The following is a 22,505-nucleotide window of genomic DNA, read 5'->3' on the forward strand; positions in this document are numbered from 1 at the left end:
CACGCATCAGACCTCCCAATGAGGGAACACGAGGAGTAACCATGGCACGTTTTGCAGTCAAGACCGGCGTCACCGCGGCGCTGGCCGCTACCGCCCTGTTAGGGCTCGCGGCCTGCTCGGACCCGGGCGCGACGGCGGCCACCAACGCAACTGCCCCGTCGTCGAACGCTTCGTCCGGCTCCACGACCAAAGAGTTCAACCTGACGCCGCAGCAGGACCGCATCAAAGTCGCCGTCGACTCGGCTGCCGCCGCCCTGGTCCCCGATGCCATCAAGGCCGATGGCAAGTTGACGGTGGTGACCACGGGAGGCACCCCGCCCCTGAGCACGTTCGCCACGGACAACAAGACGCTCATCGGCAGCGAGGTGGATATCGCATACGCCGTGGGTGAGACCCTGGGCCTTCAGGTCGAAGTCCTTCCGGTGGCGTGGGCGGACTGGCCGTTGGGCGTTGAATCCGGCAAGTATGAGGCCGTTCTCTCCAACGTCACCGTCACTGAGGCCCGCAAGGAAAAGTTCGACTTCGCCACGTACCGCAACGACCTCCTGGGCTTCTACGCCAAGAGCGACTCGGACATCGGCGAGATCAAGGAAGCCAAGGACGTTGCCGGGAAGCGCATCATCGTCGGCTCGGGCACCAACCAGGAGGCCATCCTGGTGCGTTGGGACGAGGAGAACAAGAAGAACGGCCTGCAGCCGGTCGCCTTCCAGTATTACGACGACGACTCCGCCTCCCAGCTCGCCCTTCAGTCCGGCCGCGCGGACCTGACGTTTGGCCCCAATGCTTCGGCAGCATACAAGGCAGCCAAGGACGGAAAGACCAAGCAAGTAGGCACCTTGGAAGGCGGCTGGCCGTTGAAGGCCGAGATCGCGTTCACCACCCAGAAGGGCAACGGCTTGGCGGTCGCGGCCCAGGCTGCGCTGAACACCCTCATCAAGGACGGCGATTACGGCAAGATCCTGGACCGTTGGGGGCTGTCATCCGAGGCTATCCCGGCATCCGAACTGAACCCGGCGGGTCTGCCCAAGAAGTAGGACGCCAGCTGTGGCAGGGCAGACCTGCCGACGCCGAATCCCCGCCGGACACCAACCGGCGGGGATTCTTGCGCTGTGGCTCTGTTAGAAGTGCGCGGGGTCAGTGTTGGCGCCGCAGAGAATGACCGCCACCGTTTCGCCGTCGTGCGGTTTATATGCTCCGGAGAGCAGCGCCGCGTAAGCCGCGGCGGCACCGTGCTCCACGACGATCCTGTGGTTCTCCCACAGGCTGCGCCGGGCCTGGATGATGTCCTCGTCACTGACAAGCACGCTGTGCACGCCGGTCCGCCGGGCAACCCCGAAGCCGATCTCCCCGATGCGCCGGGCGCCCAAGGAATCAGCGGCGATTCCAGAAACCGGCACGTCCACGGGTTGGCCTTGTGCGAGCGCTGTGTGCAGGGTGGGGACCGTCTCCGGTTCTACACCCACAACGCGTGCCCTGCCCTCGGTGGCGGCGGCGATCCCGCCTATCAACCCGCCGCCGCCCACAGCGACCAGGATGGTGTCGACGTCGGGCAGTTCGTCCAGCAGCTCAAGCCCCACACCGCCGGCGCCGGCCACAATCTCGGGCTGATCGTAGGCGTGGCAATAGACGGCGCCCTTCTCTTCCGCAAAACGAACGGCCGCCGCGTAGGCTTCCGCGTACTCCGCGCCACCCTGGACCACGGTGGCGCCGATGGCATAAAGCTTGTGTACCTTGTTGGCCGGCGCGGATTCGGGGACGAACACCGTTGCTGGCACGCCCAGCTTGGCTGCGGCGTAGGCGTTGGCCAGCCCGGCGTTACCTCCTGAGGCAACCACGATCCCGACGTCCGGATCCAGTTCGCCGTTTTCCTTCGCCGTCAGCAGCCGGTTGAACGCACCGCGGGCCTTGAAGGAGCCTGTGTGTTGCATGTATTCGCATTTGAACCACAGGTGGTAAGGCTCGGCGCTCCCGCTTTCGGCCACAGGTGTGTGGCGGACCCAGCCTGACGTCCGGGAATATGCGGCTTCGACTTCTTCGCGTGTGACCATGTGGGAGGCACCTTTCGTCCGTTTCATCCTAAGGTCGCCAAGGTGACGACGCTGCCACGGGCAGCGAGCGCATAGGCTGGTTCGCATGGCTGATTTCATTCTTCGTCCCTGCGTAGCCTCCGACGCGGCGTGGATCGCCGAGCTTCGTGCGGTGGTGATGCGCCCGGACCTGGAGCGCCTTGGAAGATTCGATCCGGTGCGGGTCCGCGAGCGTTTCCTGAAGGGATTCCAGCCGGAACATACTTCGGTGATCCATTCCGATGGGGTGGATGCCGGGGTGATTGCGGTTCGCCCGGAAGCGGATGCGCTGTGGATCGAACACTTCTACGTGGCTCCGGCCCATCAGGGCAAAGGACTGGGCGGTTCCGTGCTCCGTCACGTCATGGAAGGTTCGGCGGACCACCGGCCGTTCCGGCTGGACGTCCTGCAGGGCAGCCCTGCGCGGCGACTCTATGAACGCCATGGCTTCGTGCTGGAGTCCGAGGATGCCATCGACGTTTTCATGGTCTCTACCGCAACCCCCTGACTGGAGCGCCCCCGGTGCGGTAGCCTCAGCACAAACCTACGCACCATCGATGCCGGCTTCCGGGGGGAAACAATGGGGATTATTCGAGCGCGCACTGTCAGGTTTGCATCGGCGGCGGTCTTGGGGTTGGCGGCGGGATTGTTGGGCACTGGCCCTTCCGAAGCAGCGTCCCAGCCAACACCGTCCATCGACGGCGTACCGTACGTGGGCGCCGAGATGCGCCGTCAGTACGACTACAGCTACAGCGGTTGCCGGAACCCTGACGGATCCGGCGACGGGATCACGCTTGAATGGTTGCGGGACGGTGTTCCCCTTCCCCAGGAGCGTCAGGGCGACGTCCTGAAAATCCTCCCGGAGGACAGGGACGGGCGGATATCGCTGAGGGTGCACCCGCTTACCCCAGGCCAGGCCGGTTGTCCCACAGGCACGCAATTGAGCGCGGAAACGCTGCCCGTCAAAGCCTCCAGCCGGGCGATGGGATGGACGGGGCGCGGCAATTTCGAGCCCTTGGCCCGGACCACCGACGGCAGACTCGTCCTTTACCCACGGACCTACACGTACTACAAGGGCATGTGTGAAGGCCCCTGCCCTGCGTACAGGGGTTCCTGGGACGAACCCCAGCAGGTGGGGCAGGGTTGGAACGTCTTTGACATCGTGTTCTCCCCGGGCGACTTCGACGGCGACGGCTTCAACGATCTCCTGGGCCGGGACGCCGCTGGCAAGCTCTTCCTCTACCCGGGTGACGGCGAGGGCGGTTGGCTGCCCCGCCGCCAGGTGGGCCAGGGCTGGGGCGTCTTCAATACCATCGTGGGACCGGGTGACTTCAACGGCGATGGCACCAACGATGTGCTGGCACGCGATACCGGCGGCGGCCTGTTCCTTTACCCTGGCGACGGCGAAGGTGGCTGGCTTGCGCCCGAGCAGGTGGGGTGGGGTTGGCAGGTCATGAAGAAGATCATCACAGGCGGCGATATGAACGCCGACGGTGCGGTGGATGTTTTCGGCCTCGATCAATATGGCCAGTTGTACCAGTATCCCTCCGACGGCGAAGGCGGCTGGGAGCAGCCTTCGCAGGTCGGCGTCGGATGGGAGTCGTTCACCGTCGTGGCCGGACTGGGCAGTTCCGGCCACTCCAAATACAACGAACTCTCTGCCGTGGACGCGGACGGCAACCTTCTCGGCTACACCACAGGCGCGTCAACCGGCGCGTTGTACGGTCCGTATGGGCCCATCGGCCGAGGCTGGAACGTCTTCAAGGAGCTGCTTTAGAGCGGCTGCCCCAGCACCGTCAGCTGAAGGCTGATGGTCCCGCGCGAAGGGTCGACGACGGCGGCAGCCGCTTCGCCGCCGTCGGGCGCTGCGCCGTGCTGGTCCGGCGAGAAACCGAACCAGCGACGGCAAAGCTGCAGCAAGAGGCCCGTTTTCACGAGACCCGTACCGACTCTTCGGACCGCACCGGCGTCTCCAATCCAAGGTTTTCCCGCAGGGTGGTCCCGCGGTACTCCGTGGGGTACACGCCACGTTCCTGGAGTTCGGGGACCAGGTGGTTCACGATGTCGTCCAGGCCGGTGGGGATGAGCCACGGCGAGATGTTGAACCCGTCCACGGCACCCACCCGTGCGTACTCAGCAAGGTGGTCCGCCACCGCGGAGTACGAACCTGTGAACGTTGAGTCGATGCGCGCCGTCTTGGACGTAACGAAACCGCGGATGGACAGGCCCTTGTCCTTGGCCTCGGCCCTCCACTGATCGGCGAGCTGCCGGGCCTTGGCGCCGTGGAAACCGCTGCCGCGGGTCTCTGACGTTTCCTCCACCACGGGATCGATCTCCGGGAGGGGACCGTCAGGATCGTAGGAGGAGAGTTCGCGCCCCCAGAACTGTTCCAGATACGCGATGGCCTGCTGCGGACCGATCTGCAGGCTGCGGACCCAGGCCTTTTTCTCCTGCGCTTCCTGATCGGTCGCGGCGAGGATGAACTCGCTTGCCGGCATGATCTGCACGGCGTTGGCACCCCGTCCGGCAGCGACGGAGCGGCTCACGATGTCGCGACGGAATTCCACGGCGTCGTCGAACTTGGGGTGTGCCGAGAAGATCACGTCGGCTTGGCGGGCAGCGAAGTCGCGGCCTTCCGGGGAGTCACCTGCCTGGAAGAGCACAGGCCGGTACTGGGCGCTGCGCGGCAATCGCGGTGTGACATCCACGGTGTAGTGCTGCCCTTCATGCCTGATGTGGCGTGCGGGTCCGGTGGCTGTTTCCCACGAGTCCCAGATCCGCTTGGCCGTTTCGACAAAGGCTTCCGCGTGCTTGTAGCGGTCGGCATGGTCAAGGTAGCCGCCCCGGCGGAAGTTGGCCCCGGTCCAGGCATTGTCCGTGGTCACCACGTTCCACGCGGCCCGGCCCCCGGAGATCAGGTCCAGCGACGACAACCGGTGGGCCAGATCGGCGGGATCGTTGTACGTGGTGTTTTGGGTGGCAACGAGGCCGATGTTCCGGGTCACGGCGGCGAGCGCTGCGAGCATGGTCTGTGCATCGGGCCTGCCCACCACGTCCAGCGCATGGGGGCGCCCCAGGTGCTCGCGCAGCCGCAGTCCTTCTCCGAGGAAGAAGGCAGCAAACTTGCCGCGTTCGGCGGTCTGGACGATGTGGCGGAAGGATTCGAAATCCGTCTGTGAGCCCGATTCCTCCGCCTTCCAGATGGTGCCGGAGTTAACGCCCTGGAAGAAGATGCCGAATTGGATCTGGCCGCTGGGCTGGAAAATGTCTCGTGTCATGGTGGTCCCTTACTTTCCGGCGGCGGTAGCCGCGGCAGATGTCGAATAGCGGTTCTCCGCCGGCCCCAGCCCCAACACATCCCGGAACGACCCGTCCTGGATGGGCGCCCGCAGCGAGCCACGGCGCCTGAGTTCCGGAAGGACCAGACGTGCCAATTCCTCCAGGTCCACGTCCACCTCAGCGGGGTGGACGCGAACGCCGTCGGCCTCATGAAGAAGCGAGTCAAGAAGTTCCGTCAGGTCGGCTGCGGTGCCAGCGAACCGCGCGCGTCCGCTTTCCGTGGAAGCCGCCAAGCGCGCTGCGGCGTCCTGCCCGCGCGAGTCCAGGACGACGTCGAGCTCCGCAATGACCGCAACAGCGGCACCAAGCCGGGCCCGCACGTCCCGGATCTCGGCAGCCAGCAGCTCCGCGGTTGGCGCTGAGACGAGCACTGCGTCGACGACATCCGCCGGCACCAGGCCCTCCCCCACCAACGACGCGGCGGCGAGCACAGGCAGCTGTCCTTGCAGCGGCCTCGGGATGATGGACGGACCCTTCACCGAATATGGTGTCCCGGCAAAGTCCGCGGGAGTTTCAAAGTCGACGTAGTGCAGCTTGTCGACGTCGATGTAGCGCCCGGTGGCGACGTCGCGGATCACGGCGTCGTCCTCCCAGGAATCCCACAAGCGGCGGCCGACCTCGATGGAGGCGGCAGCTTCCTGCGCCAGGACGTCACCTTCCACGGAGGTGCGTCCGACGGCGGCAGCTGACTCGGGCGATTCCGCGGCGGTAGCGATCCACCCGGCACGGCCACCGGAGACGTAGTCCAGGCTGGCGAGCTGGGTGGAGATGTGGAACGGCTCCGTGTAGACGGTGTCCACTTCCGGCACGACGGCGATGGTGCGCGTGATGGGCCCGGCGAAAGCTGCGCGCTGGAGTGCGTTGACCCGGCCGGCCGCCGGTGCGTCCTTGAATGTTGCCACGTGGAACCCGGCTGATTCTGCGGCGAGCACGGCACCTGCCAGGTTTGCGTAGCCCGCCCCGTCCAGTTCAATGGCCAGGAAACCGGCTTGGTTGTTGTTGCTGCTCACTTCTGGTCCTGACGTTCGTAGGGGATCTTTTCGCCGGCTTCGATGGCCACCGGAAGCCGGTTTTCGGCCGGCGGCAGTGGGCAGGTCGCGAGGTCGGTGTAGGCGCACGGCAGGTTCACCGCGCGGTTGAAGTCCAGCTGAACGGTTCCGTCGGCTGCCGGGGTGACAGACAGCGAGCGGTTGGCGGCATACGTGGTCTTACCGGAGGTCTGGTCGGTGAACAGCACGGACAGCGATCCCGGCGCGTAGCCGTTGAACGCAGTCAGCGCCAGCTCCTCGCCGGCCAACTTGAAGCGGATCTGACCCGGGGCTTCATAGACATGCTGGATACCTTCCACCGCTGCGCCCACAGTGGTGGCGCGGGGCTCGTCGAAGGGAACAAACGTGCCCTCCACCGCGAAAGCTGCATTGGGAGTGTACGTGGGCGTGCCCTGGTACTCCTGCAGAAGGGCATTTTCCGGGTTGCGCGGCCGCACGATGTACTCGCCACCACGCTTGGCTACCTCGATCACGGTATCGCCGGAGACCAGGTTGATCCCGCCGCGTTCGGCGATGGGTCCCAAGGCGATGCGGCCACTGAGCGCGACACCGTCCTGCTCCAGGCTTTCGCCCGGTTCCAGGACGACACTTACGACGTCGTCCTCCGCACTCCAGATGCCAGGCGCACCTTCCAGCCGGGTCGCCTCGCTGCTGAGCCAGTGCAGGTGGGTGACGGCAAGGAACCCGTGCGGGTGGGCGCGGTGTCGTTCGTGGGCGTCGTGCCAGTCCTGCCAGTCCTGTTCAAAGGTTTCACGGGCAGTTTCAGTGTGCGTAGACATTTGCGGTGTCGCTCCTGTTCAATGCGTGGTCGGAGGTGACTGCTGCTGCGGCATCCGGTTCGGTGGCCCCGGCGAACTCCGGGCGGCCACCAAAAGGATCCCCTGCTTCCCACAGCGTGGTGGGGGCCGCAGCCCGGACGGCCGGGACGACCTCAGAGGCAAAGCGTTCCAGGATCTCGAGCTGCTGTTCGAAAGGCAGGGTGGTTGGCAAGGAAATTGACTGGAGATCGTGGCTGTACAAAGAGTGGTAGCTGAGGATCTTGTCGATCACCTGCTCCGGGCTGCCCACCAATGCCGGGCCCTCGGCGACTGCGTGCTGGATATCTCGGAAAGGCGAGTTGTTCCCTGGAACGTTGCGCCCGGCGGTCAGGCCCTCATACACGGGACCGTACTGCCGGATGGCTTCCTGGGTGGTGTCCGCGATGAACACTCCACCTGCGCCGCTGCCCGAGCCAAGGTATTGGTGCCGTGGATCATGGCCGTGGCGCTCGTACTCTTCCCGGTAGTGGTCGATCAGGACCTTGTAGTTTTCCCGCGGCTGGATGGCGTTGGCCGTAAACAGTGGATCGCCCCACTTGGCGGCGAGCGCAGCTGATGTCAGGGTTGTAGCCGAGCCGTGCCAAATCCGGGGCGACCCCGCAAAGGGGCGTGGCGTCGTCGTCGTTGGTTCGGTGAGTGCGGGCCTGAAGCGGCCGGACCAAGTGACACTTTCCTTGCGCCATAACGTGCGCAGCAGCGCATACTTTTCGGCGAGCAGGTCCCATTGGTCGTCCAGGTTTAGGCCGAATAGCGGGTACTGCAGCACCTCGTTGCCCTTGCCAATCACCAGTTCCAGGCGTCCACGGCTCAGCTGGTCGATCGTGGCGTAGTCCTCGGCCACCCGCACGGGATCCAGCACGGAGAGCACTGTGACCCCGGTCTGGAGGCGGATGCGGCTGGTGACGGCGGCGATCGCGGCGAGGACCGTCGTCGGGGATGACGAGACGAACTCGCCGGCGTGGCGTTCCCCCACGGAGAAGCTGTCGAAGCCGAGCTCCTCTGCGCGGCGGGCCGTCTCCACTACCTGGTTGAGCCGATCAGCAGTGGAGACGATCTCCCCCGTCACCGGATTCTTCAGGTGCGGGATGATGTCCAGGACCTGGAACTTCATTTGCCGGTACCAAACGTCGCTTCTGTGACGGTCTTCGATTCCGTCACGGCTTCCTCGGAGAGGCCCCAGCGTTCCAGGACCTTGGCATAGGAGCCGTCCTTGATGGTGGAGTTCAATGCGTCCGTGATGGCCGGGGCCAGTCCGTTGCCCTTGAGCGTGGTGGCGGCGACCAGGGTTTCAGCGGGCCAGCCGGCATTGACTTTGCCCACCACTTTGAGGTCGTCGCGGGTGTTTTCACGGTACGTCACTGACGGGTAGGGAGCGAGGTTCAGGTCCGTGCGGCCGGAGGACAGCGCCAGGATGGTGTCCGCGTCGGAGGAGTAGTACTGCAGCGTGGCCGGTGCTTTGCCCTTGGCTTCGAGTTCCTTGTTCCACGCCAGCAGGATCTTCTCCTGGTTGGTGCCGGACCCTACGGAGACCTTCAGGCCGGAAATGTCGTCCGAGCCCTTGATGTCGTAGCTGGAGCTCTTCTTCGCTTCAAACCCCATGTAGGCGGCGCGGTACGTGGAGAAGTCGAACAACTTCACGCGGGCGGCGTTGATGCCCACGTTGGAGAACACAGCCTCGAAGTCGCCTGACTGCGTCTTCAGTGGCCAGTTCTCCCACGAGGTCACCTGGAGGTCCAGTTCCAGGCCGAGCTTGTCGGCCACGAGCTGGGCGATGTCCACCTCCACGCCGATGGGGGTCTTGTCATCCGTGGCGTGGAAGGACAGCGGGATGGAGCCCGCCGTGGTGGCCACGGTCAGCTTGCCGTCTTTGGCGATGGCGGCAGGTACCTTGGCGGACGCTGCGGCGTCCTTCTCGTCGCGGATCCGGTTCTGGTCAACAGAGGTGTTGTACACAATGCCGTTCTTGGCGGCCGCCGATTCCGGCTTGGCTGCCGATGCTCCGGGATCGGAGCAACCGGCCAGCACGGGGAGCACGACGGCGGGAAGTACAGCGAGTGCCAGAAGGCTGCGTTTGGTGGGGCGCAGCTTGGTTTCATGCGCGGCGACGGCGGAGGTAGTGCGAAGCATGGGGTGTCCTAGATGTTGAAAGCTGGCTCGATGACTTTGGAGAAGAAGCTCCGGGTGCGTTCCTCGCGCGGGTTGGCGAAGATCTCCTGAGGTGAACCGGATTCGATGATCAACCCGTCGTCCATGAAGACCACGGTGTCTGCCACGTCCCGGGCAAAGCCCATCTCATGGGTCACGATGATCAGCGTGGTCCCGGACTTGGCCAGTTCCCGGATGACGTCCAGGACCTCATTGACCAGCTCAGGGTCCAGTGCGGAGGTGGGCTCGTCGAACAGCAGGATTTTGGGGTCCAAAGCCAGCGCACGGGCAATGGCGACGCGCTGCTGCTGGCCACCGGAGAGCTGCCGGGGGTAGGCGTCGGCACGGTCCTTCAGGCCCACCCGGTCCAGGAGTTCCAGCCCGCGTTTCCGGGCCTCGGCCCTGGAGCGTTTCTGCGCCACGATCGGCGCCTCAACGACGTTCTCCAGGGCTGTGAGGTGCGGGAACAGGTTGAAGCTCTGGAACACCATGCCAATGTTGGTGCGCTGCTTGAGGATGTCCTTCTCGCGCAGTTCGTGGAGCTTGTTGCCGCGCACCTCGTAGCCCACCAGTTCGCCGTCGATGGTGATGTATCCGCCGTCGACTTTTTCGAGGTGGTTGATGGTCCGCAGAAGCGTGGATTTGCCGGACCCGGACGGTCCGACGATCACAGCCACGCCACCAGGCTGCACGGTGAGGGAAACTCCCTTGAGGACCTCGGTGGCGCCGAAGGACTTCCGGACATTGGCGATATCGACCTGGCCGCGGGTGCCGGCCTTGGACTGGGCTGAGTCGTTGGCGGCCTGGGCTGACCCGGTAGAGCCCGTGGTTTCGCCGGCTGCCCCGGCCGCCTCCGCGGCTGCGGTTTCAGCGGCAGCCTGTGCCGCCGTCGTTTTCTGCTTGCGTGCGGCGATGATGCTCATCGGGCGTCCTTCGTGGGGGAAGAGGCAACGTGGGTGGCGAAAAACTTCCGGGCCTTCTGCAGCGGCGTGAGCGGCAGCGTCCGGAGGGCGCCCTTGGAGAAGTGGCGCTCAATGTAGTACTGGAAGACGCTCAGCACGGAGGTGATCACCACGTACCAGAGGGTGGCAACCAGGAGCAGCGGGAGCACCTGCTGGGTCCGGTTGTAGATGACCTGGACGGTATAGAAAAGTTCGGAGTAGGCCAGGACGTAGACGATCGATGTGCCCTTGACCAGGCCGATGATTTCGTTGAAGGCATTGGGCAGGATGGCGCGCATGGCCTGCGGCAGCACGATCCGGGTAGAACGCTTCCAGGCAGGGATGCCCAATGCCGATGCTGCTTCCAGCTGGCCCTGGTCCACGGAGAGAATGCCGCCGCGGATGATCTCCGCAGAGTAGGCCGCCTGGTTCAGGGTGAGGCCGAGCACGGCAGCAGCGAACTGGCTGATGAGCGTGGTGGTCTGGGCCTCGAAGAACCGGACGTCCGTGAAGGGGATGCCCAGGCTGATCTTCTCGTACAGGTAGCCCAGGTTGTACCAAAGGAGGAGCTGGACCAGCAGCGGTGTGGAGCGGAAGATCCAGGAGAACGTCCAGGACACTGAAACCAGCAACGGCGAGGCAGACAAGCGCATGAGGGCAAGGATGAACCCGAGCACAAAGCCCAGGACACCGGAGATGGCCGTGAGCTTGAGGGTCTCCACCAAACCGTTGACAACGGACTGCGCGGTGAACCATTGGGCCACCACGCCCCACTCCCAACGGGGGTTGGTCACCAGCGACCAGGCGATGGCCGCAACGCCGGCGGCAACCAGCACGGTACCCACCCAACGCCAGGGGTGGCGGGCCGGGACCAGTTTGTATTCGGAGTAGTCCGGGGTGGGCGGTGCGGTGTCCGCCGTGGCAGGCGGTGCTATTGCACTCATGCGCCACCTCATTTCAGATCGGTTGTTGTCTAGTGGATGGCTGCCAATCTATGGGCGCGCCGAAGCCGCCAGCAAGGCGGGAATTTGCACTTCTTCACTGGACTTCGCGGAGCTTCGCAAGGCTTCGCAAGGCTTCGCACGGCGTCACAATCACTGTCATCAAGCGCCATATGCGTCGGGATTTTGCGTGCCTTAACGCGGTGTTACGCGTGGTGAACGGCCGTTACCCGCTCCTCGACCGGCGCGCTCCGAGGTCCCTAGATTGGACTGCACCAACCACTGTTTGCCAGGAGATCCCATGCCGTCACGAGTTCCCGCCCTCGCCTTCATTGGCGGCGGTCCGCGCACGGCCGGCGTCCTGGAACGGCTGGCAGCCAACCGCCCCGCGTTGTTCGACGGCCGCCTGGACATCCACGTCATCGAGCCGCATCAGCCGGGCTCGGGCAGGATCTGGCGCTACGACCAGGACCCCGGCCTCCTGCTCAACTCAACGGCAGCGGACGTCACCATGTTCACTGACGCGTCGGTGGCGTGCGATGGACCCTCCGTCGATGGGCCGGGCCTCGCAACCTGGGCCGCGGGAGTGCTGGATGGCACCATCCGCGACGTTCCAGCGCTGGAACCGCACCTGCTTGCACAGCTCCGCTCGCTGACGCCGTCGTCCTTTCCCACCAGGCAACTCCAGAGCAAGTACCTTGAGTGGTTCTTCCGTCGGGCTGTCTCTTCGCTCGGCACAGATGTGACAGTCACGGTCCATCAGGACACGGCAACCGCCGTCGAACGCGCTTCCGACGACGGTTCCCACCACGTGCGGCTGGCTTCCGGCGCTGTGGTGGTCGCCGACGTCGTGGTCTACGCGCTCGGCCACACCGACTCCTTGCTGGATCCCGAGTCCGCCCGCCTCAGCGATTTCGCTGCCACGTACGGCGGGTTCCATGCGCCGCCGTCGTACACCACTGATGTGGACTACTCCGCCGTGGAAGCAGGCCAGGACGTGATTGTCTCCGGAATGGGGCTCGCGTTCGTTGACCTGCTGGTGTTGTTGTTCGAAGGTCGCGGCGGAAGGTTCGAGGAAAGGCCCGACGGCGAACTCGACTACGTGCCATCCGGCGCCGAACCCCGGGTCTGGGCAGGGTCGCGGCGCGGGGTGCCGTATCACTCCAAGATCTCCTCGGAGCTGCGCGGCGAGCCGATTGCCCGCCCCCGGTATTTCACTGCAGAGGCTGTCCAGTCGTTGTTGGCCGAGCATCAGGAGCTCGATTTCCGCACCCAACTGTGGCCCCTGATCGCGAAGGATGCCGGCTACGCCTACTACCGGGAACTGTTCACCGGGTACCCGTCACGGGTGTTGGGAACGTGGGAGAGCTTCGAAGCGCACTTTGACGCCGTCCAGTGGTACAGCTCGGCACGGGAAGAGCTGGTGGCCGTATCCGTGCCGGATCCGGCCCTCCGGCTGGATCTGGAGAAGCTCGACCACCCGTTGAGCGGTTGCGCTTTCGCCGACCATGACGCCGTGCAGCGTTCGGTGGCCGCGTACATCCAGAACGACCTCAACCTCCGCACCAGCAGCGACCACTCCGAAACCCTCGCACTGTTCACCGCGTTGTTGTTTGTGTACATGGATCTCGGCCGGCTTGTCCCGCAGGAGCGGCTCAACGCCCGCTCCCAGCAGGCGATCCACGGCTGGTGGCACGGTTTCTTCAGCTTCGTTGACTCCGGGCCCCCTTCCCACCGCCTCCGTGAGATGCTCGCGCTGCACAGGGCCGGGCTCCTGAAATTCCTGGGCCCGGGCATGTGGGTTCGCGCTGATGAATCCCTTGGCCGGTTCGTCGCGGGCTCCTTCCAGTCCCCCGTGGTGGTTGACTCGTCCGCATATATCGAGGCGCGGTTGCCCTCGGCGTCGGTGGAACGGTCCGCCAACCCTGCCCTGCTGCACCTGCACGACGCCGGATGGGGAACCGAACAGCGGCTGCTCACCTCCGAAGGAACCCACTCAACGGGGAAACTCCTGGTTTCCGGGAATCACGAAGTATTGTCCCCTGTTGGTATTCCACAGAAGGGCTTGTTTGCGGTGGGACCATGGACTTCCGGTTGGGGCGCGGGCGCCTTTGCCCGTCCCAACACCAACGCAGCTCCGTTCCGGGAAAATGACGCCCTGGCGCGGAGGATCCTGTCCGCGGTTGCCGCCGTCCCCGCGCTCCAACCCAACTAGTTCGCAGCTGTGACCTGGTTGGTATCCGTTCACGAAAGGCATGACATGACCACTTCGCCGACCCTCTCGACGTCGGACATCACCGTCCTGAGCCTGCCAATGGACGATCCTCGCGTCCGCCCGCTCCTGGACGAGCTCGCCGTCGAATATGAGACGCGCTACGGGAATCTGTTCAGCAGTGAGGGCGCGGCCGAGGAACTCAACCGTTACCCTGCCGAAGAGTTCGCGGCTCCGCACGGTGCGCTCATCATCCTCCAGGAGAACGGCGAATCAGTGGCCGGCGGCGCCTTCCGCCGTTATGACCAGGACACCGCCGAACTCAAGAGGATTTGGACGCACTCAGCGCATCGCCGTCGCGGCCTGGCACGGCGGGTGCTCCTTGAGCTCGAAGCCGAGGCCCTGCGCCGCGGCTACTCCAAGCTCTACTTGACCACGGGTCCCCGGCAGCCGGAGGCCAAAAACCTGTACCTGGCCACAGGGTATACGGCGCTGTTCGACCTCGCCGCAGACCCCGAAGAAATCAAGCATTTGGCTTTCAGCAAGGATCTTGCCGCGCACAGCTAAGCTATGCGCATGGCCAACAAAAGCACTGCCGAAAAACTAGCCACCATCCAGCAGGGCTACACCCTGGAAGGTGCCACCATTGAGCTTGGTGCAGCGATCGTGGACGGCGAAGTCCACAAGGAGGCGCAGGTCCGCCTCCCGCTGGCCATGATGAACCGGCACGGTCTGGTGGCCGGCGCCACCGGTACCGGCAAGACAGTCACGCTGCACATGATCGCCGAACAGCTTTCGACGGCGGGTGTCCCGGTTTTCCTCGCCGACATCAAAGGCGACCTGTCCGGGCTGGCGACGCCCGCAACCGGGAGCGAGAAACTGACAGCCCGTACCTCTGCGCTGGGCCAGGATTGGTCCGCGAAGAACTTCCCCGTTGAGTTCCTGTCGCTCGGTGGCGACGGCAACGGCATCCCGGTCCGCGCCACCATTACCTCTTTCGGGCCCATCCTGCTCTCGCGCATCATGGACCTCAACGACACCCAGGAGTCCAGCCTCCAGCTGATCTTCCACTTCGCCGACCAGAAAAACCTTGAACTGATCGACCTCAAGGACCTCCGTGCCGTCATCCAGTTCCTCACCTCCGACGAGGGCAAAGCGGAGCTCGAAAACCTGGGCGGCCTCTCCAAAGCCACGGCCGGTGTGATCCTGCGCGAACTGGTGGGATTGGAAGCACAGGGCATGGAGAAATTCTTCGGCGAACCGGAGTTCGATACCGCCGAGCTGCTCCGCACAGCACCGGACGGCCGCGGAGTGGTCAGCTGCCTGGAACTCCCGACGCTGCAGACCAAGCCCCTGCTGTTTTCAACCTTCCTGATGTGGCTCCTCGCCGACCTCTTCGAAGACCTGCCCGAAGCCGGCGACCTGGACAAGCCCAAACTGGTCTTCTTCCTGGATGAGGCCCACCTGCTCTTCAACGACGCTTCCAAGGCGTTCCTTGAAGCCATCACCACCACAGTCCGGCTCATCCGGTCCAAAGGCGTGGGCATCTTCTTCGTCACCCAAACTCCCAAAGACGTTCCCGCCGACATCCTGGGCCAGCTGGCCAACAGGGTGCAGCACGCCCTGCGGGCCTTCACCCCCGAGGACGCCAAGGCGCTCAAAGCCACGGTGTCCACGTTCCCGGTCAGCGACTACGACCTGGAGAAAACACTGACTTCCGCCGGCATCGGCGAAGCTGTCATCACCGTCATGAACGAAAAAGGAGCTCCCACGCCTGTTGCCCTGACCCGCCTCCGGGCGCCCGAGTCCGTCATGGGACCCAGCACCGACGAGCTCATCCGGAGCACGGTGGCTGCGTCCGCGCTGTTGTCGAAGTACGGTACCGCGGTGGACAACGTCTCCGCGTACGAGAAGCTGAACGGCCAGGTTGCCGCCTCCACAGGCGACCCCGCACCGGGCCTGCCGCCCGCGCCGGCTTCCTCCACGGGAACATCGCAGGCAGACATCGACGCCGAAGCCCGCCGTATCGAGGAGGAAATCCTCGGCCGTCCAAGCTCCCGGCCTTCCACCCCCGAGTCCTACCCGGCCCCGCCCATGCCGGCCCCTCCCGCGCCTGCCCCGGCACCCAACCCACAGGACGGAATGTTTGGTGACATCGCCGGCGCCTTGGGAGGTGCGTTGGGCGGTGGCCTCAAGAGCATGGTCCGGTCCATGGGCACCCAGCTTGGCCGTGACCTCATGCGGGGTGTCTTCGGCACCTCCTCGCGCCGGCGTCGCTAACCCTCTTCGCCGGGCCCGGGCGGCGGCACCATAAGCTGCCGCCCGCCGTCGTGCCTTCTCCACACGGTGGACATAAGTCGCTCCGACGCCTTCGTGCACAGTGATTTCGGCTGCGGCAGGTAACGTAAAGGGCGTGCAGTTGAGTCAAGCGATGGTCAGGACCGCAGCCGGGTGGCTGCTCGGTCTGATGCTTGCTGCCGCCGGAGCCATAGTATGCATCAACCTGGTGAGCTCCTCGGTGGCCAGTCCCCAACAGCCCGTCAAGGAATACCTCCAAGCCCTGCAAAAGGGTGACGGCGCACAAGCACTGGGGCTGCTGAGGGCCAAAGTTCCCAGCGCCAACGCCGCAATGCTGGACGGAACTGCGCTACAAACCGCCGCCTCCAAGATGTCAGACGTCAAGGTGGGGAACCCCGAAGCGCGTGGCAGCAACCGGATGGCCGTACCCGTGGAATACACCCTGGACGGCAACCGCCTCCACACCGAGTTCTTGATGGAGCGGACCGGAACCCAGTGGCTGTTCTTCACCAAGTGGGCCTTCGTGCCCACCACCCTGCCCACCATTGACGTCACCGTGGTGAATGCCAGCGAAGCAACGCTCAACGGCGTCCCCGTCAACATGCCCAACGGCCGCAACACCTTCGCCGTTTTCTTCCCCGGCAAATACGAAGCAAGCCTGAACGGCACCTATTTCGAGGCTCCGCCGGCTTCCGCCCTCGTGTCCTCCCGCGACGGCGGCCAAGCGCCCCTGAACCTCTTGACGCGGTCCACGAAGGCCATGAATGACGCCGTCGCGGGCAAAGTCAAGGAGTTCCTGGACACGTGCGCCGTCCAGGCGACGGAACAGCAACGCCTCCAGCCGGACTGCCCCTTCTACCACGTCAGCAATGCCCGGGTAGTGGACGGAACCATCAAATGGGCCATCACGGAATACCCCAAGGTCACCATTGAGCCCTTTGGCGGCAAGTGGGTCGTAGCGCCTTTGAATGGCAAGGCAACGCTGACCGCCCGCGAAATCGACCTCTTCACGGGCGCAGGCAAAGACCTCAGCGTTGAGCACGACTTCAGCTTCACCACCCAGTTGGACGTCAGCGGCGACACCGTGACGGTGACGCCCATGCTGACGTTCTGAGGCCTGTCCGTGGGTTCTTAGTCCATGCCGCGGAGGTCCAGCACCAACTCGGACTCGCCATCGGCCTGCAGGACCACGGGAATGCCCCAATCCTGCTGATAGAGGTGGCACGCAGCGTGGTCCGGGATTTCGCCGTCTTCGGTCTCGGGTCCATCACACGCGGCAGCACGTGCCGTGATGTGCAGGATGCCCTCGGGAACGTCGGCAGACAGTTCAAGGGTACGGAGCAAGCCCACCGACGTCCCTCCACCTGAAACCAGCAGCTCAGGGGGTGTGGAGGAGATCTTCAACTGCGTCGGGTCACCCCAGCGATCATCAAGCTTCTGGCCTGTGGGGGCCTTGAACCGCACGGCAAGCTCAAGGTTTCCCGGCGTGACAGGGCTCTTGGGGCGGTGCGTTTGCGACGCGCCCTCGTCCACCTGCTGGGCTTCCTTCGGGATGGGAACCAGGACCAGCTGGTGCTTGTTCGACTCCACCACGACAAGCAACGGCTCGCTGCCTTCCACCTGAACCACGACGACGTCGCTCGGCTCGGCGAGGCCCCTCGCCAACGTGGAGACAGACTTGGCGGCGGGGTCGTACCGGCGAACGGCGCCGTTGTACGTATCGGCAATGGCCACTGAACCGTCAGGGAGGACCGTGACGCCCAAGGGGTGCTGGAGACGGGCCTCCGCGAAGTCACCGTCGCGGAACCCGAAGTCGAACAGGCCCTTGCCTACAGCGGTCTCGACGGTCACGCCGGAGTCGCTGAGAACCAGGCGGCGCAGGGAGGACGTCTCAGAATCGGCAACCCAGATGTTGTCGTCCGCGTCGATCGCAAGGCCGGACGACTGGGCGAACCAGGCTTCCTCGGCTTTGCCGTCCAACAGGCCTTCAAGCCCGGAACCGGCAAGGATCGAAACCTCGTTGGTCAGGGGGTCGAAAGCGAAAATCTGGTGGGTTCCGGCCATCGCAATGACGACCTTCTGCAGCTTCTGGCTCCAGACCACATCCCAGGGCGAGGACAGGGAAACTTCAGTGCCAAGTCCCAGTGCTCCGACGTCCACGGAGTCCGCCGCAAAGTCGGCCGGACCGTCGTCGTGGTGTTCGGACCACGTACCCGCACCCGAGTCGGTGACCCGGGCGGGACCGGCGTCCAGCAGGCGCTGCACTCCGTTGCCCGCAACGGTTTGCACATAGCCGGAACTGAGCGTCACTCCGCGCAGCCGGTGGTTGACCGTATCGGCCACCACGGCGTCGTATCCGAGCTTCCATGCGAGCTCAGACGGGAGCAAAGCTACGCCCTGCGGCTCGTTGAACTGAACGATCTCAGCTTGTCCGTCCAAGTAGCCTTTGGTCCCCGAGCCAATAACGCGCTCCACGGTCTCAAGGTCCGGGCGGAGCTCCACCAGCCGGTGGTGACCGGAGTCCACCACGAGGTAGTTGCCATTGGCCAGTTGGGTGGCCTTCCCGGGGAAGCGCAACGTACCCGACGTCGGCTCTGGAGCCACGTACGGACCGTCGCCGCGGTGGAGGGTTCCCTTGGCTTCGTGCTCGGCTACGAGCTCCTCCAGGAGCACGGCCAGGCCGCCTGCGTGGCCCTCGCCCGACAGGTGGGCCACAATGTAGCCCTCCGGATCGACCACGACGAGCGTTGGCCACGCGCGGGCCGTGTAGGCCTTCCAGGTGGCAAGCTCCGGGTCGTCAAGGACCGGGTGGTGGATTTCGTAGCGTTCAACGGCTGATGCCAGGGCCACCGGATCGGCCTCATGTTCGAACTTGGGCGAGTGCACGCCTACCGTCACCAGGACGTCCGAGTACTTTTCCTCGAGCGGGCGGAGCTCATCCAGGACGTGCAGGCAATTGATGCAGCAGAACGTCCAGAAGTCGAGCAGCACGATCTTTCCCCGCAGGGATTCGAGATCCAGTGACTTGCCGCCCGTGTTGAGCCAGCCGCGGCCCTCCAGTTCGGAGGCCCGGACCCGGAGTTGGGTGCGTACGGTTTCGCTCATCAGCGTCCTTCCAGCTTGGTTTGTGGTTCAGTCTGCCCGGCGGGGTCCGTGGTGGGGTCCGTCCGGGCAGGTTGCGTGCTCCGGCCCGCCATCTTGGCGTCACGATCAGCCAGGCGGGCAAACATATCGTTGTAAGCACTGAGATCGGCGTCGTTATTCCTGTCGGCCGCCCGGTCCACCCTGCGGGTCTCGCGCTCATCGGAACGGGACCACATGACAGCCACCCCGATCGCCACCAGCAGCGTGGGTATCTCGCCGATGCCCCAGGCCACGGCTCCACCCAGTTGTTGGTCTCCCAAGGCCGACGGGCCCCACGCACGGCCGAGGTTTCCGAAGTAGTCCGCGGCGAGCAGGCCCGTACCACCCATGATGGCCACGCCGAAGAAGGCGTGGAAGCCCATCGTGGCCAGCAGCAGAAGCAGGCGCATTGGATAAGGGGCACGGCGCGGCAGCGGGTCGCTGCCGATCATGCTGAGCACGAAGATGTATCCGGTCAGCAGGAAGTGGACATTCATCAGCTCGTGGCCAACGTGCTCGCGCATCGCCAGGCCGAAGAGATCCGAGTAATAGAACAAAACGATCGACCCTGCGAAGTTCGCTGCGGCGAACAGCGGGTGGGTGACGATCTGCGAGAACCTGGAGTGGACAAACAACAGCAACCACTCGCGCAGTCCCCGGGAGCCCTGGGCTCCTTCGCCCCTGGCCGGGAGGGCGCGCAAGGCGAGGGTTACCGGCGCCCCGAGGACCAGGAAGATCGGCGCCACCATGGTGAGGGCCATGTGGTCCACCATGTGCGCGGAGAACAGCACCCTGCCGTAGACAGCGGGCGGACCTGACGTGATGTACGTGAGTACCACCAGGCCGATCGTCCAGTTCGCAGCCCGGAACCAGGACCACTTGTCTCCACGCTTGCGGACCTTTACGACGCCCATGACGTACGTGACTGCGCCAAAGAGCGCTACACCTACCCACAGCCAGTCGAAACGCCACTCAGTGAGCCACCGCTCGGGCGTCAGTTCGGGAGGCAGCTCGTAGCCGGAGAGGATGAACGACGGCGACGCGTCCGGCGCGTAGGTGGTGGGCTGCGGTGGTGCCGAGCGCCCAAGCGCCACGGCGAGGCCCGACGTCGCACCCATCACGAGCAGTTCAACCAGCACCAACTGCCACAGCACGCGGCGCGCGGACATCGAACCGCCCTTGCCGAGCTGGGGGATGACCCACTGACGGTGCATGAAACCAATGCCGCCCAAGACCAGGGTGGCCAGCGCCTTGGCGACGATCAGCTGGCCGTAAGGCGAACCGAAAAGGTCCGCCGGGTTGGTGACCCGGATGGCTGCGTTGATGACACCCGAGGCGAACACAAGAACGAACGCGAAGCCTGCCAGGGCGGAGAAGCGCCGGAGGGTTTGCTCCGTGATGTCCGGGCGCCCTTGGCTTCGTGAACCCGTGAGGAGTCCTGACAGGACGGCGAGCATGATGATGCCACCCACCCATGTTGAGACTCCCACCAGGTGAAGGCCCAGGGAGTTGATGGCACCTTCATGGTCGCTGGAGCTTGAAGAGTGCCCAATGAGGGCAGTAGGAACGAGACCAATAAGGGCCAAAAGAAGAGTGAAAGCCAGGCCCGTCAATGACCTGACGCCGAACAGTGCCGTGGTGACCACTGCGGCGATAATGGTGACCGCGAGCCACGCCTTACCGGTGTCGATGTCGGTCATGAAATACACCAACGCCCGAGTGAACTCGGCGTCACCGGAGAGTCCCTGGCCAGCGACATCCGCGTACGTCAGAACGAGAACCGCTACGGCCGACAACGTCCAGGCGGCACCGGCGGCCGCAGCAACTCCAAGGGCCCGGGTAAACGCCGGATGCTCCGGAGCGTCCAGGTCCTTCTCCCGTGACCGGGAGCCGCCGAGGTTCTTGGGCAGGATGCCGACGGCGAAGATCAGCCCACCCACGACGGTGGCCACAGAAATGTTGTGTACGGCTTTTGCAATGGGAAGACCCCATCGGACCAGAGCGCCGGGATCGGAGACCTGCCGGGCTGCGGCAGCGCCGGAGAAGATCAGTGCCCCGGCCAGAACCAGGAACAAGACCGCCAAGCCGGCCAGCTGCCATGGAATGGAAATTCCCGCGACGGAGTCACCTCCACGCGTTCCCGGCTTAGGAACGGGCGAAGGGGCAGTTGCGGAGCTTCTTGCTGACGGCACCTATCCATTGTCCGCTACCCGCTCCCGGGCTGCGAATCGTAAGGCGCGCTATGTGCATTAACTAACAGCAAAAGGGACGGCAACCATCAGGTTGCCGTCCCTTCAAGGCGTTCGCCGAAGAGTAATTACTTCTTCTTGGCGACAGCTGCCTTCAGCTTGGAGCCAGCGGTCAGCTTGACGCTGTGGCCGGCTGCGATCTGGATGGTTTCGCCGGTCTGCGGGTTGCGGCCGGTGCGAGCTGCACGGTCGGTGCGCTCAACTGCGAGCCAGCCCGGGATGGTGATCTTTTCGCCAGCGGCGACAGAAGTCTCGAAAACCTCGAACAGTGCATCGAGCACGGAGTTGACTGCTGCCTGGCTGGTGCCAGCCTTGCCTGCTACCTCTGCAACGAGTTCACTACGGTTCTTAGCCATTTACGTCCTCCTGGACTCATACGTTTTTGAGCTTTCAAGCGGAATGCGAGCAAGCCACTGTTCGAAAACTTACCAGCTTGGGCAGCCATGGCCAGCAAATTCCGCGTGTTTCCGCGCCTTTTTGACCAAAATCACCGCAATTTAGGGGTTTTTGGGACCGCTTTACGCCCTTGGCGTACCCTTCGCCGTCGGCAGGGAGCAGTCGTCCGGTCCTGTCAGAACAGGATGCGTTGGAAGAGAACGTGATCCTGCCACTTACCGGCGATCTGCAGATACTCTGGCGCCATCCCGATCCGCTCGAACCCGGAGCGCTTGAGTACCGCCTGCGAGGCCAGGTTGTGGACCAGGGTCGCGGCTTGCACGCGATGGAGTCCCAACTCATCCGCAGCCATGGTCAGGACATGACCCACGGAGGCAGATGCCAGGCCTCTGCCCGTGAACTCCTGGTCAATCCAATACCCCATGTTCGCGCTGAGAAACGGTCCGCGAACGAGGCCGGAGAGCGTGAATCTTCCGATGATCCGTAGGCCTGCGGTGAGGACCCAGGGCACCTCGCTGCCGGCAGCGAACAGGTTCAGTTTGGCTTCCACGTCCCTGGCCTGACCAACTTCGCTGAAGAACTCCTCGCTCCGTTGGGGGTCCCATGGGGCCAAGTGCTCACGGTTCCGCGTGTAGGCAGCGGCCAAAGGGCCGGCATCCTGGAACTCCAACGGGCGCAAGGTCAATGGCCCGCGCCCGTCCGCGGTGTGGGCGGCGTCAAAGGGGATGTTCCGGGTGAGATTCATCCCACGACAGTACCTGAGCTGTTGGGGTGTTAAATGGGGGGAGCCCCGACCGTCGTGATCGGGGCTCCCCTGTTAATGTGTGTCCGGCGGTGTCCTACTCTCCCACACCCTCCCGGGTGCAGTACCATCGGCGCTGTGGGTCTTAGCTTCCGGGTTCGGAATGGGACCGGGCGTTTCCCCCAC

20 protein-coding genes and 1 rRNA gene are annotated in these 22,505 nt (G+C 64.5%); 7 read left to right on the forward strand and 14 right to left on the reverse strand.

Going from position 1 to position 22,505, the window contains the following annotated elements:
• Positions 1-41: 41 nt before the first annotated feature.
• Positions 42-1,034 carry an ABC transporter substrate-binding protein gene (locus ACNQOP_RS13795; protein WP_257369316.1) on the forward strand — a complete coding sequence of 331 codons (993 nt, stop codon included), beginning with the start codon at positions 42-44 and terminating at the stop codon, positions 1,032-1,034.
• Between the two features lie 84 nt (positions 1,035-1,118).
• Here the strand turns inward: ACNQOP_RS13795 and ACNQOP_RS13800 are convergent, their stop codons facing one another.
• Positions 1,119-2,048, reverse strand: a complete 930-nt coding sequence (locus tag ACNQOP_RS13800) for a threonine/serine dehydratase (RefSeq protein WP_257369315.1) — start codon at positions 2,046-2,048, stop codon at positions 1,119-1,121.
• An 85-nt stretch (positions 2,049-2,133) separates the two neighbouring features.
• Here ACNQOP_RS13800 and ACNQOP_RS13805 point away from each other — a divergent pair, with 85 nt between their 5' ends.
• Together ACNQOP_RS13805 and ACNQOP_RS13810 are read left to right on the forward strand one after the other, a co-directional pair.
• Positions 2,134-2,574, forward strand: coding sequence for a GNAT family N-acetyltransferase (locus ACNQOP_RS13805; RefSeq protein WP_416404813.1), 441 nt, complete (start codon positions 2,134-2,136; stop codon positions 2,572-2,574).
• A 72-nt stretch (positions 2,575-2,646) separates the two neighbouring features.
• Positions 2,647-3,843 carry an FG-GAP repeat domain-containing protein gene (locus ACNQOP_RS13810; protein WP_416404814.1) on the forward strand — a complete coding sequence of 399 codons (1,197 nt, stop codon included), beginning with the start codon at positions 2,647-2,649 and terminating at the stop codon, positions 3,841-3,843.
• Here the strand turns inward: ACNQOP_RS13810 and ACNQOP_RS13815 are convergent.
• Genes ACNQOP_RS13815 through ACNQOP_RS13850 form a run of 8 tightly spaced genes read right to left on the reverse strand, consistent with a single transcriptional unit; the run spans position 3,840 to position 11,302 of the window.
• The gene (locus ACNQOP_RS13815; RefSeq protein ID WP_257369312.1) at positions 3,840-4,001 is read right to left on the reverse strand and encodes a hypothetical protein; all 162 of its coding nucleotides are present in this window, start codon (positions 3,999-4,001) and stop codon (positions 3,840-3,842) included. The genes ACNQOP_RS13810 and ACNQOP_RS13815 overlap by 4 nt on opposite strands.
• Positions 3,998-5,344 (reverse strand): NtaA/DmoA family FMN-dependent monooxygenase, encoded by a 1,347-nt coding sequence (locus ACNQOP_RS13820; protein ID WP_416404815.1) that lies wholly within the window; start codon positions 5,342-5,344, stop codon positions 3,998-4,000. Before ACNQOP_RS13820 ends, ACNQOP_RS13815 begins: the two co-directional genes overlap by 4 nt.
• Positions 5,345-5,353: 9 nt before the next feature.
• Positions 5,354-6,415 (reverse strand): LLM class flavin-dependent oxidoreductase, encoded by a 1,062-nt coding sequence (locus tag ACNQOP_RS13825; RefSeq protein WP_416404816.1) that lies wholly within the window; start codon positions 6,413-6,415, stop codon positions 5,354-5,356.
• Positions 6,412-7,233, reverse strand: a complete 822-nt coding sequence (locus ACNQOP_RS13830; RefSeq protein ID WP_416404817.1) for a DUF1684 domain-containing protein — start codon at positions 7,231-7,233, stop codon at positions 6,412-6,414. Before ACNQOP_RS13830 ends, ACNQOP_RS13825 begins: the two co-directional genes overlap by 4 nt.
• Complete coding sequence (locus ACNQOP_RS13835) at positions 7,217-8,383, reverse strand: LLM class flavin-dependent oxidoreductase (protein ID WP_257369308.1); 1,167 nt, start codon at positions 8,381-8,383, stop codon at positions 7,217-7,219. Before ACNQOP_RS13835 ends, ACNQOP_RS13830 begins: the two co-directional genes overlap by 17 nt.
• Positions 8,380-9,399 (reverse strand): ABC transporter substrate-binding protein, encoded by a 1,020-nt coding sequence (locus ACNQOP_RS13840; RefSeq protein WP_416404818.1) that lies wholly within the window; start codon positions 9,397-9,399, stop codon positions 8,380-8,382. The genes ACNQOP_RS13835 and ACNQOP_RS13840 overlap by 4 nt, the downstream gene beginning before the upstream one ends.
• Positions 9,400-9,407: 8 nt before the next feature.
• Positions 9,408-10,340 (reverse strand): amino acid ABC transporter ATP-binding protein, encoded by a 933-nt coding sequence (locus ACNQOP_RS13845; protein ID WP_416404819.1) that lies wholly within the window; start codon positions 10,338-10,340, stop codon positions 9,408-9,410.
• Positions 10,337-11,302: an amino acid ABC transporter permease gene (locus ACNQOP_RS13850; RefSeq protein WP_257369305.1), complete on the reverse strand. Its 966-nt coding sequence runs from the start codon at positions 11,300-11,302 to the stop codon at positions 10,337-10,339. The genes ACNQOP_RS13845 and ACNQOP_RS13850 overlap by 4 nt, the downstream gene beginning before the upstream one ends.
• A 298-nt stretch (positions 11,303-11,600) precedes the next feature.
• Between ACNQOP_RS13850 and ACNQOP_RS13855 the strand changes: the two genes are divergently transcribed.
• The 4 genes from ACNQOP_RS13855 (at position 11,601) to ACNQOP_RS13870 (ending at position 16,923) form a co-directional block, all read left to right on the forward strand.
• Positions 11,601-13,514: an FAD/NAD(P)-binding protein gene (locus tag ACNQOP_RS13855; RefSeq protein WP_416404820.1), complete on the forward strand. Its 1,914-nt coding sequence runs from the start codon at positions 11,601-11,603 to the stop codon at positions 13,512-13,514.
• Positions 13,515-13,559: 45 nt separating this feature from the next.
• On the forward strand, positions 13,560-14,078 hold the full coding sequence (locus ACNQOP_RS13860; RefSeq protein ID WP_284987959.1) for a GNAT family N-acetyltransferase: 519 nt from the start codon (positions 13,560-13,562) through the stop codon (positions 14,076-14,078).
• A gap of 9 nt (positions 14,079-14,087) precedes the next feature.
• On the forward strand, positions 14,088-15,791 hold the full coding sequence (locus tag ACNQOP_RS13865; RefSeq protein ID WP_284987958.1) for a helicase HerA-like domain-containing protein: 1,704 nt from the start codon (positions 14,088-14,090) through the stop codon (positions 15,789-15,791).
• 151 nt (positions 15,792-15,942) lie between these two features.
• Positions 15,943-16,923: a hypothetical protein gene (locus tag ACNQOP_RS13870; RefSeq protein WP_416404821.1), complete on the forward strand. Its 981-nt coding sequence runs from the start codon at positions 15,943-15,945 to the stop codon at positions 16,921-16,923.
• A gap of 17 nt (positions 16,924-16,940) precedes the next feature.
• Here the strand turns inward: ACNQOP_RS13870 and ACNQOP_RS13875 are convergent, their stop codons facing one another.
• The 5 genes from ACNQOP_RS13875 to rrf all read right to left on the reverse strand — a co-directional run.
• Entirely contained in the window at positions 16,941-18,914 is a 1,974-nt protein-coding gene (locus ACNQOP_RS13875; RefSeq protein ID WP_416404822.1) for an NHL domain-containing thioredoxin family protein, read from the reverse strand.
• Positions 18,914-21,124 (reverse strand): cytochrome c oxidase assembly protein, encoded by a 2,211-nt coding sequence (locus ACNQOP_RS13880; protein ID WP_374111524.1) that lies wholly within the window; start codon positions 21,122-21,124, stop codon positions 18,914-18,916. Before ACNQOP_RS13880 ends, ACNQOP_RS13875 begins: the two co-directional genes overlap by 1 nt.
• 125 nt (positions 21,125-21,249) lie before the next feature.
• On the reverse strand, positions 21,250-21,537 hold the full coding sequence (locus tag ACNQOP_RS13885; protein WP_011776355.1) for an HU family DNA-binding protein: 288 nt from the start codon (positions 21,535-21,537) through the stop codon (positions 21,250-21,252).
• Positions 21,538-21,752: 215 nt separating this feature from the next.
• A complete protein-coding gene (locus ACNQOP_RS13890) occupies positions 21,753-22,322 on the reverse strand; it encodes a GNAT family N-acetyltransferase (RefSeq protein ID WP_416404823.1) in 570 nt (189 codons plus the stop codon).
• An 81-nt stretch (positions 22,323-22,403) separates the two neighbouring features.
• Positions 22,404-22,505 (reverse strand): 5S ribosomal RNA (rrf, locus tag ACNQOP_RS13895); the annotation flags it as partial.

It is taken from the genome of Arthrobacter sp. LFS091, assembly GCF_047977885.1.
In the GTDB taxonomy this organism is placed as follows: Bacteria; Actinomycetota; Actinomycetes; order Actinomycetales; family Micrococcaceae; genus Arthrobacter.

What these genes read in the sequence shown, in the direction of transcription:
- ACNQOP_RS13795 (WP_257369316.1), top strand. Translation starts at nt 42, where the DNA reads ATGGCACGTTTTGCAGTCAAGACCGGCGTCACCGCGGCGCTGGCCGCT.
- ACNQOP_RS13800 (WP_257369315.1), bottom strand. Translation starts at nt 2,048, where the DNA reads ATGGTCACACGCGAAGAAGTCGAAGCCGCATATTCCCGGACGTCAGGC.
- ACNQOP_RS13805 (WP_416404813.1), top strand. Translation starts at nt 2,134, where the DNA reads ATGGCTGATTTCATTCTTCGTCCCTGCGTAGCCTCCGACGCGGCGTGG.
- ACNQOP_RS13810 (WP_416404814.1), top strand. Translation starts at nt 2,647, where the DNA reads ATGGGGATTATTCGAGCGCGCACTGTCAGGTTTGCATCGGCGGCGGTC.
- ACNQOP_RS13820 (WP_416404815.1), bottom strand. Translation starts at nt 5,344, where the DNA reads ATGACACGAGACATTTTCCAGCCCAGCGGCCAGATCCAATTCGGCATC.
- ACNQOP_RS13830 (WP_416404817.1), bottom strand. Translation starts at nt 7,233, where the DNA reads ATGTCTACGCACACTGAAACTGCCCGTGAAACCTTTGAACAGGACTGG.
- ACNQOP_RS13835 (WP_257369308.1), bottom strand. Translation starts at nt 8,383, where the DNA reads ATGAAGTTCCAGGTCCTGGACATCATCCCGCACCTGAAGAATCCGGTG.
- ACNQOP_RS13840 (WP_416404818.1), bottom strand. Translation starts at nt 9,399, where the DNA reads ATGCTTCGCACTACCTCCGCCGTCGCCGCGCATGAAACCAAGCTGCGC.
- ACNQOP_RS13845 (WP_416404819.1), bottom strand. Translation starts at nt 10,340, where the DNA reads ATGAGCATCATCGCCGCACGCAAGCAGAAAACGACGGCGGCACAGGCT.
- ACNQOP_RS13850 (WP_257369305.1), bottom strand. Translation starts at nt 11,302, where the DNA reads ATGAGTGCAATAGCACCGCCTGCCACGGCGGACACCGCACCGCCCACC.
- ACNQOP_RS13855 (WP_416404820.1), top strand. Translation starts at nt 11,601, where the DNA reads ATGCCGTCACGAGTTCCCGCCCTCGCCTTCATTGGCGGCGGTCCGCGC.
- ACNQOP_RS13860 (WP_284987959.1), top strand. Translation starts at nt 13,560, where the DNA reads ATGACCACTTCGCCGACCCTCTCGACGTCGGACATCACCGTCCTGAGC.
- ACNQOP_RS13865 (WP_284987958.1), top strand. Translation starts at nt 14,088, where the DNA reads ATGGCCAACAAAAGCACTGCCGAAAAACTAGCCACCATCCAGCAGGGC.
- ACNQOP_RS13870 (WP_416404821.1), top strand. Translation starts at nt 15,943, where the DNA reads ATGGTCAGGACCGCAGCCGGGTGGCTGCTCGGTCTGATGCTTGCTGCC.
- ACNQOP_RS13875 (WP_416404822.1), bottom strand. Translation starts at nt 18,914, where the DNA reads ATGAGCGAAACCGTACGCACCCAACTCCGGGTCCGGGCCTCCGAACTG.
- ACNQOP_RS13885 (WP_011776355.1), bottom strand. Translation starts at nt 21,537, where the DNA reads ATGGCTAAGAACCGTAGTGAACTCGTTGCAGAGGTAGCAGGCAAGGCT.
- ACNQOP_RS13890 (WP_416404823.1), bottom strand. Translation starts at nt 22,322, where the DNA reads ATGAATCTCACCCGGAACATCCCCTTTGACGCCGCCCACACCGCGGAC.